Origin of the sequence: Corynebacterium sp. EPI-003-04-2554_SCH2473622, assembly GCF_001665955.1 — a bacterium.
GTDB lineage: Bacteria > Actinomycetota > Actinomycetes > Mycobacteriales > Mycobacteriaceae > Corynebacterium > Corynebacterium pseudodiphtheriticum.
The window spans coordinates 19,395-35,409 of the sequence record NZ_LZMN01000037.1 but is presented as its reverse complement, the minus strand read 5'-3'; the positions used below and the strand labels follow the sequence as shown (position 1 = coordinate 35,409).

The window sequence follows — 16,015 nt, the reverse complement described above, 5'->3', positions numbered from 1 at the left end:
ACACCACCGGGTCCGTCGACACGATGCGCAGGCGGGTCAGCAAGATATGGTTCTGCGATAATTCGTCCGTCGACAAGCACCCCAGGGTCACCGGGCATACACTGCACGGTCTGGCCCTCAATAGCGATGACCCGTTTAACGAAGCTATTCGCATCCGGGGCGACCACACCAATCGCTGAGCCTACGTTCTGTACACCACGCAGAAAACGATTGTTGCTGCGCGGAGAAGAAAAACCCGAGTGCCACGACTCAGTACCATCAAATACTGCTACATCGCCCGGCTGTGGATCACCAAAACGATAGGCTAACTTGTCGACGGACGAATTATCGCAGAACCATATCTTGCTGACCCGCCTGCGCATCGTGTCGACGGACCCGGTGGTGCACAAGAGTGTGGTGGGGACTATTTCGGCCCCGTGACTGTGCCCCAGGGCCATGTTTGGGTGATGGGGGATAACCGTACAAATTCCCTCGATTCGCGGGCTTACCTGGGCGATCCGCAGCAGGGCACGGTTCCGGTGGATAATTTCATTGGGAAGGTCCGCGGAATTTTTCTGCCTCTGGATCGCTTCGGCGGACTGGAGTAAATCCATGGCGGTAACACGAAACGCGCAGAAAGCGCACAAAGATACGGCTGGCACGAAGCTATATGGAAGCCCAAGCTGGATGGAACTGCAGCTGGAAAGTAGTGGGTTTGGGCCAATCGCGGGAGTAGATGAGGCTGGCCGAGGTGCCTGCTGTGGGCCAGTGACCATAGCCGCGTGTGTGTTGCCTGCTGCATCATTGCCGAAATTGGCAGCGTTGACCGATTCGAAAAAATTAACTCCTGCTAAGAGAGAGAAGCTCTATAATGTCATCGTCGATCAGGCGGTGGATTTTAACGTTGTGCATATCCCGGCGGCACAAATTGATGCTCGGGGAATTCAGCATGCAAACCTTTCCGGGATGCGTCGCGCTGTGGTTGGTTTGGCGTACCCCGTTGGCTACGTGCTTAGCGATGCGATGAAAATTCCCGGTTTGACTGTGCCACAGCTTCCGATCATTGGTGGTGATGCTGCAGCCCGGTGCATTTCTGCGGCAAGTGTGCTGGCAAAGGTAAGCCGTGATCGTCTGATGGTGGAGTTAGATCAGCGTTATCCCGGCTATGGGCTTGCCGGGCATAAAGGATATGGCACCAAAGCGCATAGTCAAGCGATAGAACAGCGGGGAGCTTGCCCGGAGCACCGTCGCAGTTACGCAAATGTGGCGGCTGCTCATGCGTACTGGGAAGCCACGCAGCCATAATTCTGGCTAGGCGTTTGTGCCCCGGTGCGCCGCAGCCGTGCAGGGGCGATTGCCAGTTAGACTGGTTTTCACATTGTTCGCAGACACCGGATCCTTAGCCGGCCGCGTAAGGAGTAATCGCAGATGAGCGCAGAAGAACTGGACAACTACGAAGCTGAAGTCGAGCTGTCTCTGTATCGTGAATATCGCGACGTCGTCAGCCAGTTTTCCTACGTGATCGAAACTGAACGTCGTTTTTATTTAGCCAATGCGGTAGAACTCATTCCGCATACCTCTGGTGGTGGTGACGTATATTACGAGGTGCGCATGTCTGATGCTTGGGTTTGGGACATGTATCGCGCGGCGCGTTTCGTTCGCTATGTTCGAGTGATTACCTACAAAGATGTCAACATCGAAGAACTCGATAAACCAGATATGATTATGCCGGAATAGTGCCTGCACTACCGACAAATCTGGCGTCCGACAAACCTGACTTTCGGAATAGTTGGATTCTGTCAAATCTGTTTACGCCAGGCTGTGAATAACCCCCATTGTCCACAGATTAAGCGGTAGCTCGGTGGTTGCTTCTTGTAGCAGACGACGTACCGACGAAAACTAGTGATATCTGAAAAAGCTTCAGATGATTAACAGTTTTTGTTGGGGGAATCTGTGATGCCAACTCATGCACGGCAACTAGGCCAACGCGGTGAGTCTATTGCCCAAGACTTTTACCGAAACCGCGGTTACGAAGTTATCGCTCGTAACGTTTATTATCGCGGTGGAGAGATAGACCTGATTGTCCGGCCCGGTGATGGGCCGCCGGGGTCAATCGTGTTCGTGGAAGTTAAAACCCGCACCAGTAGGGCCTTCGGAGGGGCTGAGGCGGTGACCACGAAGAAACTTCACCGTATGCGGCATGCTGCCTCCCGGTGGCTCAGCGAACAGCAGCACTGTGACGGTGCTGCTTTTCTGGGGCAGATTCGTTTTGATGTAATCGTCGTCAGCGCGGACACGGACCCAAGCAAAGGCGTTGCCGTAGAGGTCTTTGAAGGGGTTGAGCGTGGTGCTTGCTAAAACCCATACTGTCGCACTGTCTGGTGTCCACGCCGATATTGTCACCGTCGAAGCAAATATTGGGCCAGGGCTGCCAGGGATTCATGTCGTGGGGCTGGGCGATACAGCCGTCAATGAATCACGTGATCGTATCCGTACAGCAGTCGCAAATGCACAACTAGGCTGGCCGAAAACCAAGATTGTGGTTTCTATGTCGCCTGCGGGCTTGCCCAAATCAGGATCACATTTCGATCTCCCTACTGCTTTGGCAATTTTGGAAGCCGCGGGGCACACTGGACGACGTCAACAACGTGATTTGAGTTCAGTCCTGGTGCTCGGCGAACTAGGTCTAGATGGGCGGGTACATGCTGTCGCTGGAATTGTGCCTGCCTTGTTAGCGGCTCGCCGCTACGGCTTTGAAACTGTGATCATTCCACCAGCCAATGCGCCCGAGGCAGCGCTGCTGGAGGACATGCACGTGTTGGTAGCGCCCACGTTGACGGCAGCTTATCGCTGGATATGTGGTGAGACAGAACTTGCCGACGCCCACAGCTATGCCCGCCATTCAGATACCTCCGGGCCTCCGAGTCTGGATTTTGCAGACATTGCGGGCCAGGAAGATGCCGTTAGAGCTGCAGAAATCGCCGCTACTGGTGGACACCATATGTTGCTAATAGGCCCGCCGGGTTCAGGTAAATCCATGCTGGCCGCACGGCTGCCCGGAATTATGCCTGAACTATCAACATCGCAATCCTTGGAAGTTAGCGCAGTACATTCCGTCTTAGGAACTGGTAGTGCCCCGCGATCTGTAATCACGAAAGCCCCCTATATAGCCCCGCACCACTCCATTACTCGCGCCGGGTTATTGGGAGGAGGATCCGGTAATCCCCGTCCTGGTGCAGTCAGTCTGGCCCACCATGGGGTGTTGTTTCTCGACGAAATTTCAGAAATGCCGGCCGCAGTGGTTGATAGTTTGCGCACCCCGTTGGAGCAAGGCGAAGTACGGTTAGTGCGCAACCGCCGCGAGATTATTTTCCCGGCGCGCTGTCAGCTGGTTTTAGCAGCTAATCCCTGTCGTTGTGCTGCTGAAGATGCCACGAAATGTCGGTGTCGGCCGCATGAGCGCATGCGCTATTTGAATAATCTGTCTGGGCCGATGCGCGATAGGCTTGATATGACCGTGCGGACGCATTCGCAGGCAGCGACGTTAGTCAGTGATCGGGCACGGACGTCGGCAGACATTGCTGAATCTGTCGCAGAAGCACGGCAGCGCGGTAATTTCCGCTGGGCACAAGCTGGTATTGCGGCACGGACAAATGCAACGGTGCCCACTACCTTGCTGCGCCGGGAATTTGCGGCTGATTCGGCGGGCATGGCTTTGGTGCAGGCGCACTTAGCAAATGGGGATATTAGCCAGCGGGCAGTGGATAAGATTTTAAAACTTGCTTGGACGCTGTGTGATCTTGTTGGCAGCGCGCAACCTGGCTTGGAAGAAGTCGCGCAAGCCATAGAAATCCGTGGTGACATGACTCAGGTACACCAGGAGGTCGTGCTATGACCTCAGGTAGCAACAAAATTGATGCAGAGCGCTATGCGTGGGCTTATCTCAATCGGGTGATCGAAGGACCTTCCCAGGCATTGTGGCAATTACTGCGCTCCGGCAGAGACTGCACAGAAATTGCCCGTGGTATTCGCGCACGAGCGAGCTGGTTGAATGGGGTATTGGGACAGACTGAAGCCCGACATGATTGGTGCCGCTGGGAAAAAGATCTAGAAATAGCTGCGGACTATGGGGCGCGCCTGGTGACTCCAGATGATGAAGAGTATCCGGCAGAGACATTCAATGCGGCTTTTGGTTTTGCTCAACTGGGTGCTGAACGTGGAAGCAGCTTAGCTAGCAAGCACACTGGGGCCAGCTCCCCACCGCATAGCCTATGGGTGCGCGGCAACGATCTGCGGGAGCTCGTCGCCCAAGCCGTCGCTGTCGTGGGGACGCGGTCCATAAGTTCTTATGGCAAAGCAGCCACCGAACACCTTGTGCGAGGCCTATGTCCAGCGCAATGGACTATCGTCGCTGGCGGCGCGATCGGTATTGATACTGTGGCACATTCTGCGGCTCTCGCAGCAGGAGGTACAACCATGGCTATATCTGCCTGCGGGGTGGATAGAACTTACCCCCGCGTCAACACAAAACTCTTCAACACTATTGCCTCAGGTAGCCACGGAGCCTTGGTTACTGAATACCCACCAGAAACACCACCACAACGACACCGATTCCTCACTCGCAATCGCCTAGTAGCGGCCTTGACTGAAGGCACAGTCGTAGTGGAAGCAGCATGGCGTTCTGGCGCATTGAACACTGTGCACTGGGCAGAAGGCTTCGGTAAAACCACCATGGCAGTACCGGGGCCTATCACTACCGTGGGTTCGCTCGGCTGTCACCAGCTAGTCAAAGACGGTCGCGCACAGCTAGTTACGAGTGCCGATGACGTGCGTGAACTACTCGGTGGTATCGGCGAAATTGATGCTACCGGCCAATACGAGCTGCAGTTCGGCCCGGATCCTATACAAAAGCTCTCACGCAATGAACTTCAGATTTACGACTGCACACCGGCTCATGGTTTTCCCGGTAAGCAAGCAGAGCAAATAGCTACCGAGGCCGGAATGCCACTAGGGCTGACTGTTCATTTGCTACTCGATTTGCACAAAAACGGATTCATTGCACGAAAGAACGGACGGTTCACACGAACACAGCAAAATGACTAGCAAATAGCGTGAGCAGAAAATGCTGCGCCATAACAACGCAGGACCATGACATAGCGAGTCGGCCTATAATCAAACGATATGGAGACCGGCACCCATACATCCAGTTCACAAGGGGTTCGGCGAAGCCAATTACACGAAGCCATAGACGACTTCGCTGATTACCAGCATTACGTGCAAGGACGCTCACCGGCCACCGTACGCAGCTATCGCAGCGATTTATATGACTTGGCCACCCTTGTACCGACCTTCGCCGAATTCACCCTGCCCAACTTACGGGCATGGCTTGCACAGGCGGTACGTGAGAGAAAATCCCGAGCAACAATAGCGCGCCGGGCCTCTGCGACTCGCGCTTTTTCTACATGGGCACAACGCCAAGGACATCTTGAAGCCGACGTAGCAGCACGACTACATAATCCAAGTGCTACCTCAACGTTACCCACGGTACTTGCGGTCAACGAAGCTGCCGACGTCGTAGCACAACACAATCAAGACCAAACCAAACCCAATAAACGTGACCCCATAAGCCAACGTGATACTGCAATCCTCGAATTGCTCTATGCCTCAGGAATGCGCGTTGCCGAACTCGTTTCCCTCAACCGGAATGATCTAGACACCCAACAACAAACCATCAAAGTTACTGGCAAAGGAAATAAACAACGCATCGTGCCATTCGGGAGAGCAGCTGCGAATGCCCTGGCAACCTGGATCGCCGACGGCCGTGTCGTAATACAAACCAAAACCAGGAATGATTCCGCGGAACCCGCACTATTTATCGGCGCCCGCGGGAAGAGAATCGACCAACGCCAGGTACGGCGAATAGTAGAACGCGCCGGGCTACAGCAAGGAATTACGGGCTTGAGTCCACATGGATTGCGGCATTCCGCAGCAACACATTTGTTAGAAGGGGGAGCAGATCTTCGTGTGGTACAAGAAATTTTGGGGCATGCTTCGCTGCAAACAACTCAGCGTTATACACACGTCACTGCTGAGCGTTTAAAACAGGTGCATTCGCAGGCTCACCCAAGGGCCTAATAAATTGCCGGGTAAGCTGACGCTTTATCTCAATCCCATGGTTTTAAACGGATAATCGCTTCGCCCAATAGATCTAGCGGGTTGATGTATGTCTTAGGGCCGGTGCGAGCACCCCAGTGCAGGCCCGGGGTTCCGTCGGTGGGGGAGGCTAAGGTCCCAATGATTTCCCCGACAGTTACGTGGTCGCCAGCTTTGACTCGTGGAAAGACCGGCTGATATGTCGTACGTAGCCCTCCAGCGTGATTGATGGATACGGTCGGTGTTCCGGCTACGTTTCCGGCAAAATGCACAATACCTGTTCCTGCAGAAGCAACCGGAGCACCAATCGCTACATCCAGATCCACTCCTCGATGTCCTGGCAACCAATCTTTTTCTGGTGGATCAAAACCACGCAAGACTGGCGATGGGGTAGCGGTACGGGTGCCGGGATCAACATAAACGCCTGAAAACGCCTCGGAATTGGCAGACCTATCGTCCAGGCTTAGCTGGTCGCCAGCAAGTGCGTGTGGAATTGCGGTAAAGACCACTAGTGCGAGCACGCACGCGATGCTGGATAACTTGCGTGGGAGAGCTATCGACCCGGTTGTTTCATCGTGCTGGCGAACAGTCGGTAGAGCCAGATAATGCACACTTTTCATAAAACCAAGTCTCTAGGAAGAGAGTGTAAATAGTGCGGTGCGAATGAAAAGTGTGTGAATAGTGTGGCGCTTGAACATCTTAGTGACATAACGCAATTGAGCTGTGGATAACTCAGCAAATAAATTGGTGTTATCCGAAGAATTAACCTAAAATACGGCCTAGCAGTGTGTGTTATGCGCACTGACTACGCGCGATGAAGTTTTTCACCATTCCATAACAATATAGAGGGTGGTGAAAAACCGGCGCTGACGTGGTCTCCGCGTGGTATTCGATTCTATGTGAATCACGAAAGTTTACCGTGGAGTGTTAGCGGCGGCCTTCATTGCTAGGGCAAGGGATAAAAACCCTTGCAGCACAAAAGTAGGGTGTAAGCCCTGCGATGTCCTTGAAAACCAAAACTATCTACCGAGAAGGAAGCTAACCATGGCAGTTGTAACCATGCGCGAGCTCCTCGACGCGGGTGTCCACTTCGGTCACCAGACGCGTCGCTGGAACCCAAAGATGCGTCGCCACATCTTCACCGATCGCAACGGCATCTACATCATCGATCTGCAGCAGACCCTGACTTTCATCGATGAAGCATACGAATTCGTGAAAGAAACCGTTGCTCACGGCGGCACCATCCTCTTCGTTGGTACCAAGAAGCAGGCTCAGGAAGCTGTTGAAGAAGAAGCAAAGCGCGTCGGCATGCCATACGTGAATCACCGTTGGCTAGGCGGTATGCTCACCAACTTCCAGACTGTCACTAAGCGTCTTGGCCGTATGAAAGAACTGCAGGCTATGGACGCTGCTGAGGATGGCTACAAGGGTCGTACCAAGAAAGAAGTTCTGACTCTGACCCGCGAGCGCGAAAAACTGGAGCGCGTTCTGGGTGGTATTTCCGAGATGACCAAGGCACCATCGGCCTTGTGGATCGTTGACACCAACAAAGAGCACATCGCAGTTTCCGAGGCTCACAAGCTCAACATTCCGATCGTCGCTATCCTGGATACCAACTGTGATCCGGACGATGTTGACTTCCCAATTCCAGGCAACGATGACGCCATCGGCGCCACTAAGCTGCTGTCCCGCATCGTCGGCCACGCAGTTGAAGAAGGCAAGAAGGCACGTGAAGAGCGTAAGCTCGCTGCTGCTAAGGAATCCGCCGGCGATTCCGCAGATAAGGAACAGCGCGATGCTGCAGAAGCAGCGGCTGCTGCTGACCCAGCATCGGCAGAAGGCGCTTCTTCCGAGAACGCTTAATCGCGCCAACGAGACGTACTAAGAAAACGTTTCCCGTTCCCACATCGTTCCTACATAAGGAGGATCGTCCACACTATGGCGAATTACACCGCTGCAGACGTTAAAAAGCTCCGTGACATGACCGGTTCCGGCATGATGGACTGCAAGAAGGCTCTGGCAGAAAACGACGGCGACTTCGACAAAGCTGTCGAAACCCTGCGTATCCAGGGTGCCAAGGACGTCGGCAAGCGTGCAGACCGCGACGCTTCCGAAGGCCTAATTGCAGTTTCCGGAAACACCATGGTCGAAGTTAACTGTGAGACTGACTTCGTTGCGAAGAACCAGGACTTCATCAACTTCGCCCAGAAGATCGCTGAAGCTGCTGCTTCCGCTAAGGCTAACTCCCAGGAAGAGTTGCAAGCAGTTGAAGTTGATGGCTCCACCGCCGGTGAGCTGATCCAAGAGCAGTCAGCCAAGATCGGTGAGAAGCTGGAACTGAAGCGTGCTGCAACCGTAGACAGCGACAAGGTTGCTCTCTACCTGCACAAGCGCTCTGGTGACTTGCCACCATCTGTTGGTGTCATGGTTTCCTACGAGTCTGATGCTGACAACGCTGAAAACGTAGCACGTGCTGCTGCAATGCAGGTTGCTGCGTTGAAGGCAAAGTATCTGACCCGCGAGGACGTCCCTTCCGACGTTGTTGAGAAGGAAAAGGCTATTGCTGAGCAGATCACTCGCGAAGAGGGCAAGCCAGAGAAGGCAATTCCAAAGATCGTAGAAGGCCGTCTGAATGGTTTCTACAAGGATGTCGTTCTATTGGAGCAGCCATCGTTAGAGGACAGCAAGAAGACCGTCGCTCAGGTAACTGAGGAAGCAGGCGTGAAGCTGACTGGATTCCGTCGCTTCGAGGTTGGTCAGGCGTAATAACCTGAATTAACAATCGCGCACAATGCGTGTCTCACAAAGCCCTTGCCATTTTCTGGCGAGGGCTTTGTTGTAATTTAAGGGTGGTTAACGAAGCTAGGAAAGAAAAACTGCCGACCTTAGTGTCCAATTGCTAGGCTAGTGAACCGAGAAGGTAGCATAGAATCCAATGTCTGCACAGCCAAGGAGAGAACAACGGTGACTGACACCGAAAGTGCCCAAAGAGCCCGTTATAAACGCGTCATGCTGAAACTCGGCGGTGAAATGTTCGGCGGTGGAACCGTTGGCATTGATCCGGATGTGGTGGAAAATGTCGCCCGCCAAATTGCAGAGGTAGCCAAAACCGGCGCAGAAATCGCGGTAGTTATCGGCGGGGGAAATTTCTTCCGTGGTGCCGAGTTGTCCCAGAGAGGGATGGACCGAGCACGGTCGGATTACATGGGCATGCTCGGTACAGTGATGAACTCGTTGGCGCTGCAAGATTTCCTAAAACAACTGGGAGTCGATTGCCGTGTACAGACTTCCATCAATATGGCCCAGATCGCCGAACCATACCTACCATTGCGTGCTGATAGGCACTTAGAAAAGGGCCGGGTTGTCATTTTCGGCGCAGGTATGGGCATGCCGTATTTCTCCACAGATACCACTGCCGCACAACGGGCTTTGGAAATTGGGGCAGAGGTACTGTTTTTGGCTAAAGGGGTTGACGGCGTCTATTCCGACGATCCACGGCATAACCCGGATGCCGAGCTGTACAGTGAAATCAGCCCACGGGAAGTCATCGAAAAAGGTCTGAAGGTCGCAGATGCCACTGCTTTCAGCCTTTGTATGGACAACGATATGCCGATTTTGGTGTTTAACCTGCTGACTGAAGGCAACATCGCACGTGCTGTCGCAGGGGAGCGAATTGGCACCCTGGTATCCTCACAGGAAAGCTAGAAACAGTGGCTAGCTGGCTGGGCTAGACACTTTTCAAATCTGTAATACACGATTAAGTACAGGATCTATTCATGATTGACGATATTTTGCTGGAAGCAGAAGAGCGTATGGCGGCTTCTGTTGAGCACACACGCGAAGACCTCACCACTATTCGTACTGGTCGGGCGAACCCATCCATGTTTAACGGTCTGGTTGCGGAGTACTACGGTGCTCCTACCCCAATTACGCAGATGGCGACGGTTTCGGTTCCGGAGCCTCGTATGCTGCTGATTAAGCCTTATGAGCAGTCCATGATCGGTGAGATTGAAAATGCCATCCGGAATTCTGATCTGGGGGTTAACCCCACCAATGATGGTCATGTCTTGCGGGTCACTATCCCACAGCTCACTGAAGAACGTCGTAAAGACATGGTGAAGCTTGCTCGCTCCAAGGGCGAGGATGGCAAGATCGCTATCCGTAATGTGCGCCGTAAAGCGATGGAGCAGCTTAAGAAACTACAAAAAGACGGAGACAGCGGCGAAGACGAAGTTAAGGCTGCTGAAGCAGAGATGGAAAAAGTTACTGCGAAATACGTCGAGTCAATCGACGACGTCGTAAACAACAAGGAATCCGAATTGATGGAAGTTTAAACTACCTCCTCAATTCTGCTTACGTCGCACTGTGAGCGCGGTTTACTCGCAGTGCGACGTCTTTCTACAACCAGCAAGTAATTCCCAGGTACCTAGGCGGGAAGCGAGAAGATACCTACAACGGTGTTTCCGCCTGCTGTGCCATGCATTCCGCAACAATAGCCTTGAGGAGGGGTATGAAAGAATCTAGATCTACTTGGTCACTACGTGGCCATCTTCCATACCCTAAAAACGATGCTGGTCGTGATCTTAGGGTCGCGATCCTGGTTGGTGTACTGCTGGGAGCGCTAGTAATCGGTGCGCTATTGATCGGTCCGGTTGCTTGGTACCCAGTGGTCTCGGTCGGAGTGGCCGTCGCAATGTGGGAAGTATTGTCCCGACTGCGTGAGAATTCCTATAGCCTGCCATTTTATCAAATGATATTCATGGGCCAGGCGATGGTATGGCTTTCCTGGCCATTTGAGCTCACAGGATTGGTAACGGCTTTTGTCGCGTCCGTTCTCATTTTGATGTTCGGGCGGTTGTTCCATAACGGTCGGCATTCTGCTCCGCAGAATTACTTGCGGGATATGTCCGTCGGCGTTTTCGTGCTGATGTGGATCCCATTGTTTGCCTCGTTCGCGGCTATGCTCTCGCATTTGTCTACCCCTTGGGCGTCGGGGAGTGCTTCGATCGCAACTTTCATGTTGTGCGTCGTTGCTTCTGATGTCGGTGGTTATGCTGCTGGCGTAATGTTTGGCGCACACCCGATGGCTCCTGCAGTGAGTCCAAAGAAGTCTTGGGAGGGCTTCGCAGGCTCAGTAGTATTTGGCATTACCACGGGCGCATTAACTGTACATTTCTTATTACATGATGACTGGCGAATCGGCATCGTCTTAGGGCTGGGGCTGGTCATCTGTGCCACTCTCGGTGATCTTGTGGAGTCGCAATTCAAACGCGAATTTGGCATCAAAGACATGTCCGCGATACTTCCTGCCCATGGTGGGGTCATGGATCGAATTGACGGCATGTTGCCCGCTGCTATGGCAACGTGGCTATTGATCAACGCACTGGTGCAATATAGTTCATAGTGATTTGTTCCTGCCCGCCGAACAAGGCAGTATGGTCGTCATGCCACAACCTGTAAAACTCGATTTTTCCTCCCCGAAGCGGGGCCTTCCGCCGAAGCATTTTGCGGATTTGAGTGACGAACAGCGCATTGCTGCGTTGGCCGAGTTGGGGCTACCAAAATTCCGGGCTAACCAGATTGCTCGTCATTATTACGAGCGTTATGAAGCAGATCCATCGACGATGACAGATCTCCCGGCCGATGCCCGTGACAAAGTTGCCGAAGCGTTGTTCCCACAACTGATGACGCACCTGTATTCCAAGGAAACAGATGACGGCCACACATCAAAGTCGTTGTGGCGCTTGCACGACGGGACACTGCTGGAATCGGTGGTGATGCGTTATCCGAATCGCGCTACGCTTTGCATATCTTCGCAAGCGGGCTGCGGTATGAACTGTCCGTTTTGTGCAACTGGCCAAGGCGGATTGGATCGAAACCTTTCAGTTGCAGAAATGACAGAGCAGGTCCGCCATGCGGCTAAAACCTTGGCCGCCGAAGGTTCTCGTTTGTCGAATATCGTATTCATGGGGATGGGGGAGCCTCTGGCGAACTATAAACGTGTTAAGGAAACTGTTGCCCAAATTATTGCTCCCGGCCCCAAGGGGTTTGGGATTTCTGCACGCAACGTGACGGTTTCCACTGTGGGGTTGGCTCCGGCTATTCGCAAGCTTGCCGACGAACAAATGAACGTTACGCTCGCAGTATCTTTGCATACCCCAGACGATGAATTCCGTGACACCTTAGTACCAGTAAATAATCGTTGGTCCGTGGAAGAAGTGCTTGCTGCGGCGAAGTATTATGTGGAGAAAACTTCGCGTCGCGTATCAATTGAATATGCCTTAATCCGCGATAAGAATGACCAGGACTGGCGGGCGGATTTACTTGGCGAGAAATTGTGGAATGCTTTGGGCACCAAGGTGCACGTGAACGTTATTCCACTGAATCCAACTCCGGGATCGGAATGGGATGCCTCGCCAAAAGATAGGCAAGACGAGTTTGTTCGCAGAGTTTCTCAGTGGGTGCCGTGTACTGTTCGTGATACTAAGGGGCAAGAAATCGCGGCGGCTTGTGGTCAGTTGGCTGCTGAAGAAGAAGCTGGTAGGAAAATGGAGGCCGAGGCCCGCGCTTAGAGAGCCTTCGCTTAGCTTTTTGTGTGAGTTTTGATTCCCCTCGATTTATGACCCCAGACAGACTAATAGCCACCCCGAAACTGGGGTGGCTATTAGTCTGATACGGCAATTTGCTGGCCGGCATACTGTAGCTGGCCGTGAAATCAGGCCGGGAAGGTGCTTAGCCTTCGATCGCTTCGTTGCGCTGGCCGGCACGCAGCTGAGCAACACGAGCAGGGTCGATGTTCATAGAGCGCAACTGGGAATCAGTCAGGTCAGCATAGACACCGGTCAAAGTTGCCTGTTGATAGGCCCATTCTGGTTCTTTGTGGTTTTCACCCTTGTTTCGTCCAGTAATGGTGCGTACTTGCGATAGCTTTGGCTCAAACAGGTGAATGAGCAGGCCGACTGCGATCAAGATCGCGAAGAGGAATAAGTAAATGGTCTCGACATGGCCTTCGTGGTTGCCGAAGTTCAAGCCCAAGAGCCACAGAACGGAAAGCCAGCCAGTTACCTGGATGGTGGTGCGCTTAACGGCGCTGTAACCCCAGGCAGCCGAGGGAACATCGAGGGTAGATACACCATTATGTACCTGCGGTGCGGGTTCATGGGAAGCCACAGCGGATACTCCTTCACATCAACGTCAGTTAAAACCTGTGTACGGCACACCGCCGAGGAGAACCCGGAGAACTCACTGTGGCGGTAGTTACCGAACCTAAAATATAGCTGCCATTATTCTCGCATATCGGCGGGCATAAAGCGATTAATGTCGCTAGACGATAAAGTAACGGCTGTGAATCTCGCACAACTAGACCACCAGTCTTCGTCCCGGAAATCTGCATCCCCCCGCACTGTTGTAGTAGTGGGTTCGACAGGTTCGATTGGCACGCAAGCTCTGGAATTGATCGCTGATAACCCAAACAAGTTCCAGTTAGTTGGCCTTGCGGCAGGAGGCTCGCGCATAGAGCTTTTTTGTCAGCAGGCACGAGATTTTTCGATTCCCGCAGATTGCCTCGCCATCGCTGATAACGATGTCGCGAGAAAAATTTCCCAGGAGCTCGGCGCAAACATCATGGGAGGCCCAGATGCTGCTGCTGCATTGTGTGCAGCCACGCAGGCTGATGTCGTACTCAATGCCATGGATGGCTCGCGAGGGTTGCCGGTTACTCTTGCGGCTCTCGAAGCGGGCTCGACGTTGGCGTTGGCGAATAAAGAATCATTGGTAGCTGGCGGTCGGTGGGTGCTCGAAAAAGCTAATGAGGGTCAGATTGTCCCCGTTGATTCCGAGCATTCTGCCATGGCACAAGCTCTGCGCTCTGGTCGTCGTGAAGAGGTCTCGCGTTTGGTACTAACAGCTTCTGGAGGGCCCTTTCGCGGTTGGAACCGTAGCCGTATGTGGGAGGTGACTCCGCAACAAGCGGCAGCACACCCAACCTGGTCGATGGGGCAGATGAATACGCTTAATTCGGCCACTTTGGTAAATAAAGGCCTGGAACTGATTGAGGCTAGTTATTTATTCGATTTCCCTGCTAGTAGTATCGATGTGGTTGTGCACCCGCAGTCGATTGTGCATTCTGCAGCGACCTTTTATGATGGCTCGACGCTCGCACAGGCCTCACCGCCTTCAATGAAGCTGCCCATAGCACTCGCTTTAGCTTGGCCCGACCGGGTGCCACATGCGCAACCGTCTTTGAACTGGCAGGATGCACAGTCTTGGGATTTTCTGCCCGTGGATAATGAGGCGTTTCCTGCTTTAAATTTGGCGCGTACTGCTCTAGCCACCGACGGAATGCCGGCCGTATTCAACGCGGCTAATGAAGAAGCCGCCGGGGCATTTTTGCGCGAGCAAATCCATTTTCCGCAGATCGTTGACCTCGTTGGAGCGGTGATGGATATTTTTGCAGGAAGACCAGGGCCACTTGCTAGCAGTTTGGATGATGTTTATGAACTCGAAACTGCAGCCCGACGTATCACCCGTGAGCATATTGCAGCGCTGCACTAGTGGCTCGGCAGTAGAGATCTAGAACATATCCGTCTGAATTAGCGTGCAGTTGAGGTAGAGTTTTCGCGATGGCTTTTATTCTTGGCATTTTCTTGTTTGCGCTGGGCATTGCGGCCACTATTGCCTTGCATGAAGCAGGACATATGGTTTCTGCCCGGGCATTTGGGATGCGCGTGCGTCGTTTCTACGTTGGGTTTGGCCCTTCGGTGTTCTCTTTTACTAAGGGACATACGCGGTACGGCCTGGCAGCACTGCCTCTTGGCGGTTTTTGCGATATCGCGGGCATGACCGCGATGGATGAGATGACCGAGGACGAAAAACCCCACGCCATGTATTCCAAGCCAGCTTGGCAACGAATCGTGGTCTTGGCAGCCGGTCCGTTCGTCAATATTGTGCTCGGTTTGCTGATCTTATTCTTAGTTGCTGCTAGTGCTGGGCTGCCAGATCCGCACGCTGATGTTCGCGCCACCGTTGGCGAGGTTACGTGCTCTGCAGACCAAAAAGCGCCCACCCAGTCTGACGCGCCTGCTGAGCTAGAAAATTGCACAGGGCAGGGAGCTGGTGGTCAGGCCGGGGTGCAGTCCGGAGATATTATCACCGGTTTTAACGGCGAAAAGCTTGATAACTTCATGCAGTTCCGCGATGAGGTGCAATCCCGGCCAGGGGAAACCATCACGCTGGATATCGAGCGTGATGGCCGTGAACTACAGTTGGATGTAGAACTAGATTCGGTGGTGCGCTATGACGCCGAGGGGCAACCACGAACCGTGGGATCGGTAGGTTTAGCAAGTGCTCCTTTGGACGTGCATCGGGATTACAGCGTTGCCGGGGCAATTCCAGCTAGTTTTGAATATTCCTGGTTTATGTTGCAAGCGACGGTTGAGGGCATCATTGCGTTCCCAAGCAAGATCCCAGCAGTCGCCGCTTCTATATTCGGGGCCGAACGGGAGCAGGATAGCCCAATAAGTGTGGTAGGCGCCTCGCGTGCGGGTGGTGAGCTCGTCGAGCGTGAATTATGGCCAATGTTTTGGATGATGCTGGCAACACTTAATTTTTTTCTCGCACTGTTTAACATGATTCCATTACCGCCTTTCGATGGCGGTCACATTGCGGTAGTGCTGTGGGAAAAGGTCCGCAACCTGCTTCGCCGACTACGGGGACAAGAACCTGGCGGCCCAGCAAACTACGAGAAATTGCTGCCGCTGACGTACGGCATGGCTGCGATGCTGTTGACGGTGGGCGTCATCGTAATTATCGCGGATATCGTGAATCCAATCGCACTGTTTTAGCAATGGGTAGCACCAGCAGGCAGTGCTAGAATATTGCCAGC

18 protein-coding genes are annotated in these 16,015 nt (G+C 53.4%); 15 read left to right on the top strand and 3 right to left on the bottom strand.

Going from position 1 to position 16,015, the window contains the following annotated elements:
• On the bottom strand, positions 1–389 hold a 389-nt coding region (locus A5774_RS03565; protein WP_231892330.1), incomplete at its 3' end, for a S26 family signal peptidase.
• Between A5774_RS03565 and lepB the strand changes: the two genes are divergently transcribed.
• The 7 genes from lepB (at position 324) to A5774_RS03535 (ending at position 6,114) form a co-directional block, all read left to right on the top strand.
• Positions 324–587 carry a signal peptidase I gene (gene lepB / locus A5774_RS11190; protein WP_156519532.1) on the top strand — a complete coding sequence of 88 codons (264 nt, stop codon included), beginning with the start codon at positions 324–326 and terminating at the stop codon, positions 585–587. The genes A5774_RS03565 and lepB overlap by 66 nt on opposite strands.
• A gap of 79 nt (positions 588–666) precedes the next feature.
• A complete protein-coding gene (locus A5774_RS03560; RefSeq protein ID WP_034646006.1) occupies positions 667–1,284 on the top strand; it encodes a ribonuclease HII in 618 nt (205 codons plus the stop codon).
• 123 nt (positions 1,285–1,407) lie between these two features.
• Positions 1,408–1,716, top strand: a complete 309-nt coding sequence (locus tag A5774_RS03555; protein ID WP_021352690.1) for a DUF2469 domain-containing protein — start codon at positions 1,408–1,410, stop codon at positions 1,714–1,716.
• 219 nt (positions 1,717–1,935) lie between these two features.
• The gene (locus A5774_RS03550; protein WP_023019312.1) at positions 1,936–2,337 is read left to right on the top strand and encodes a YraN family protein; all 402 of its coding nucleotides are present in this window, start codon (positions 1,936–1,938) and stop codon (positions 2,335–2,337) included.
• Positions 2,324–3,874: a YifB family Mg chelatase-like AAA ATPase gene (locus A5774_RS03545; RefSeq protein WP_023019313.1), complete on the top strand. Its 1,551-nt coding sequence runs from the start codon at positions 2,324–2,326 to the stop codon at positions 3,872–3,874. The genes A5774_RS03550 and A5774_RS03545 overlap by 14 nt, the downstream gene beginning before the upstream one ends.
• On the top strand, positions 3,871–5,082 hold the full coding sequence (gene dprA / locus A5774_RS03540; RefSeq protein WP_064833372.1) for a DNA-processing protein DprA: 1,212 nt from the start codon (positions 3,871–3,873) through the stop codon (positions 5,080–5,082). The genes A5774_RS03545 and dprA overlap by 4 nt, the downstream gene beginning before the upstream one ends.
• Before the next feature lie 78 nt (positions 5,083–5,160).
• Positions 5,161–6,114 carry a tyrosine recombinase XerC gene (locus tag A5774_RS03535; protein WP_064833370.1) on the top strand — a complete coding sequence of 318 codons (954 nt, stop codon included), beginning with the start codon at positions 5,161–5,163 and terminating at the stop codon, positions 6,112–6,114.
• A gap of 29 nt (positions 6,115–6,143) precedes the next feature.
• Here the strand turns inward: A5774_RS03535 and A5774_RS03530 are convergent, their stop codons facing one another.
• Positions 6,144–6,752 (bottom strand): M23 family metallopeptidase, encoded by a 609-nt coding sequence (locus A5774_RS03530; protein WP_082936083.1) that lies wholly within the window; start codon positions 6,750–6,752, stop codon positions 6,144–6,146.
• A gap of 424 nt (positions 6,753–7,176) precedes the next feature.
• On the opposite strand from A5774_RS03530, the gene rpsB reads away from it, so the two are divergent.
• The 6 genes from rpsB (at position 7,177) to rlmN (ending at position 12,704) form a co-directional block, all read left to right on the top strand.
• Positions 7,177–7,995: a 30S ribosomal protein S2 gene (gene rpsB / locus A5774_RS03525; protein ID WP_021352684.1), complete on the top strand. Its 819-nt coding sequence runs from the start codon at positions 7,177–7,179 to the stop codon at positions 7,993–7,995.
• Between the two features lie 75 nt (positions 7,996–8,070).
• Positions 8,071–8,898, top strand: a complete 828-nt coding sequence (gene tsf, locus A5774_RS03520; protein ID WP_027017858.1) for a translation elongation factor Ts — start codon at positions 8,071–8,073, stop codon at positions 8,896–8,898.
• A 243-nt stretch (positions 8,899–9,141) separates the two neighbouring features.
• Entirely contained in the window at positions 9,142–9,837 is a 696-nt protein-coding gene (pyrH, locus tag A5774_RS03515) for a UMP kinase (RefSeq protein ID WP_051137460.1), read from the top strand.
• A 71-nt stretch (positions 9,838–9,908) separates the two neighbouring features.
• The gene (frr, locus tag A5774_RS03510) at positions 9,909–10,466 is read left to right on the top strand and encodes a ribosome recycling factor (RefSeq protein WP_021352681.1); all 558 of its coding nucleotides are present in this window, start codon (positions 9,909–9,911) and stop codon (positions 10,464–10,466) included.
• A 176-nt stretch (positions 10,467–10,642) separates the two neighbouring features.
• Positions 10,643–11,536 carry a phosphatidate cytidylyltransferase gene (locus A5774_RS03505; RefSeq protein ID WP_064833368.1) on the top strand — a complete coding sequence of 298 codons (894 nt, stop codon included), beginning with the start codon at positions 10,643–10,645 and terminating at the stop codon, positions 11,534–11,536.
• 40 nt (positions 11,537–11,576) lie between these two features.
• On the top strand, positions 11,577–12,704 hold the full coding sequence (gene rlmN / locus A5774_RS03500) for a 23S rRNA (adenine(2503)-C(2))-methyltransferase RlmN (protein WP_024272727.1): 1,128 nt from the start codon (positions 11,577–11,579) through the stop codon (positions 12,702–12,704).
• 160 nt (positions 12,705–12,864) lie between these two features.
• Here the strand turns inward: rlmN and A5774_RS03495 are convergent, their stop codons facing one another.
• On the bottom strand, positions 12,865–13,302 hold the full coding sequence (locus tag A5774_RS03495; protein WP_021352678.1) for a DUF2631 domain-containing protein: 438 nt from the start codon (positions 13,300–13,302) through the stop codon (positions 12,865–12,867).
• 174 nt (positions 13,303–13,476) lie between these two features.
• On the opposite strand from A5774_RS03495, the gene dxr reads away from it, so the two are divergent.
• Both dxr and A5774_RS03485 read left to right on the top strand, forming a co-directional pair.
• Entirely contained in the window at positions 13,477–14,685 is a 1,209-nt protein-coding gene (gene dxr, locus A5774_RS03490) for a 1-deoxy-D-xylulose-5-phosphate reductoisomerase (RefSeq protein WP_064833378.1), read from the top strand.
• 68 nt (positions 14,686–14,753) lie between these two features.
• Complete coding sequence (locus tag A5774_RS03485; protein ID WP_064833366.1) at positions 14,754–15,974, top strand: RIP metalloprotease; 1,221 nt, start codon at positions 14,754–14,756, stop codon at positions 15,972–15,974.
• The last annotated feature ends 41 nt before the right edge of the window (positions 15,975–16,015 follow it).

Coding starts and splice junctions, on each gene's coding strand:
- A5774_RS03560 (WP_034646006.1), top strand. CDS start 667: ATGGAACTGCAGCTGGAAAGTAGTGGGTTTGGGCCAATCGCGGGAGTA.
- A5774_RS03555 (WP_021352690.1), top strand. CDS start 1,408: ATGAGCGCAGAAGAACTGGACAACTACGAAGCTGAAGTCGAGCTGTCT.
- A5774_RS03550 (WP_023019312.1), top strand. CDS start 1,936: ATGCCAACTCATGCACGGCAACTAGGCCAACGCGGTGAGTCTATTGCC.
- dprA (WP_064833372.1), top strand. CDS start 3,871: ATGACCTCAGGTAGCAACAAAATTGATGCAGAGCGCTATGCGTGGGCT.
- A5774_RS03535 (WP_064833370.1), top strand. CDS start 5,161: ATGGAGACCGGCACCCATACATCCAGTTCACAAGGGGTTCGGCGAAGC.
- A5774_RS03530 (WP_082936083.1), bottom strand. CDS start 6,752: ATGAAAAGTGTGCATTATCTGGCTCTACCGACTGTTCGCCAGCACGAT.
- rpsB (WP_021352684.1), top strand. CDS start 7,177: ATGGCAGTTGTAACCATGCGCGAGCTCCTCGACGCGGGTGTCCACTTC.
- tsf (WP_027017858.1), top strand. CDS start 8,071: ATGGCGAATTACACCGCTGCAGACGTTAAAAAGCTCCGTGACATGACC.
- pyrH (WP_051137460.1), top strand. CDS start 9,142: ATGCTGAAACTCGGCGGTGAAATGTTCGGCGGTGGAACCGTTGGCATT.
- frr (WP_021352681.1), top strand. CDS start 9,909: ATGATTGACGATATTTTGCTGGAAGCAGAAGAGCGTATGGCGGCTTCT.
- A5774_RS03505 (WP_064833368.1), top strand. CDS start 10,643: ATGAAAGAATCTAGATCTACTTGGTCACTACGTGGCCATCTTCCATAC.
- rlmN (WP_024272727.1), top strand. CDS start 11,577: ATGCCACAACCTGTAAAACTCGATTTTTCCTCCCCGAAGCGGGGCCTT.
- A5774_RS03485 (WP_064833366.1), top strand. CDS start 14,754: ATGGCTTTTATTCTTGGCATTTTCTTGTTTGCGCTGGGCATTGCGGCC.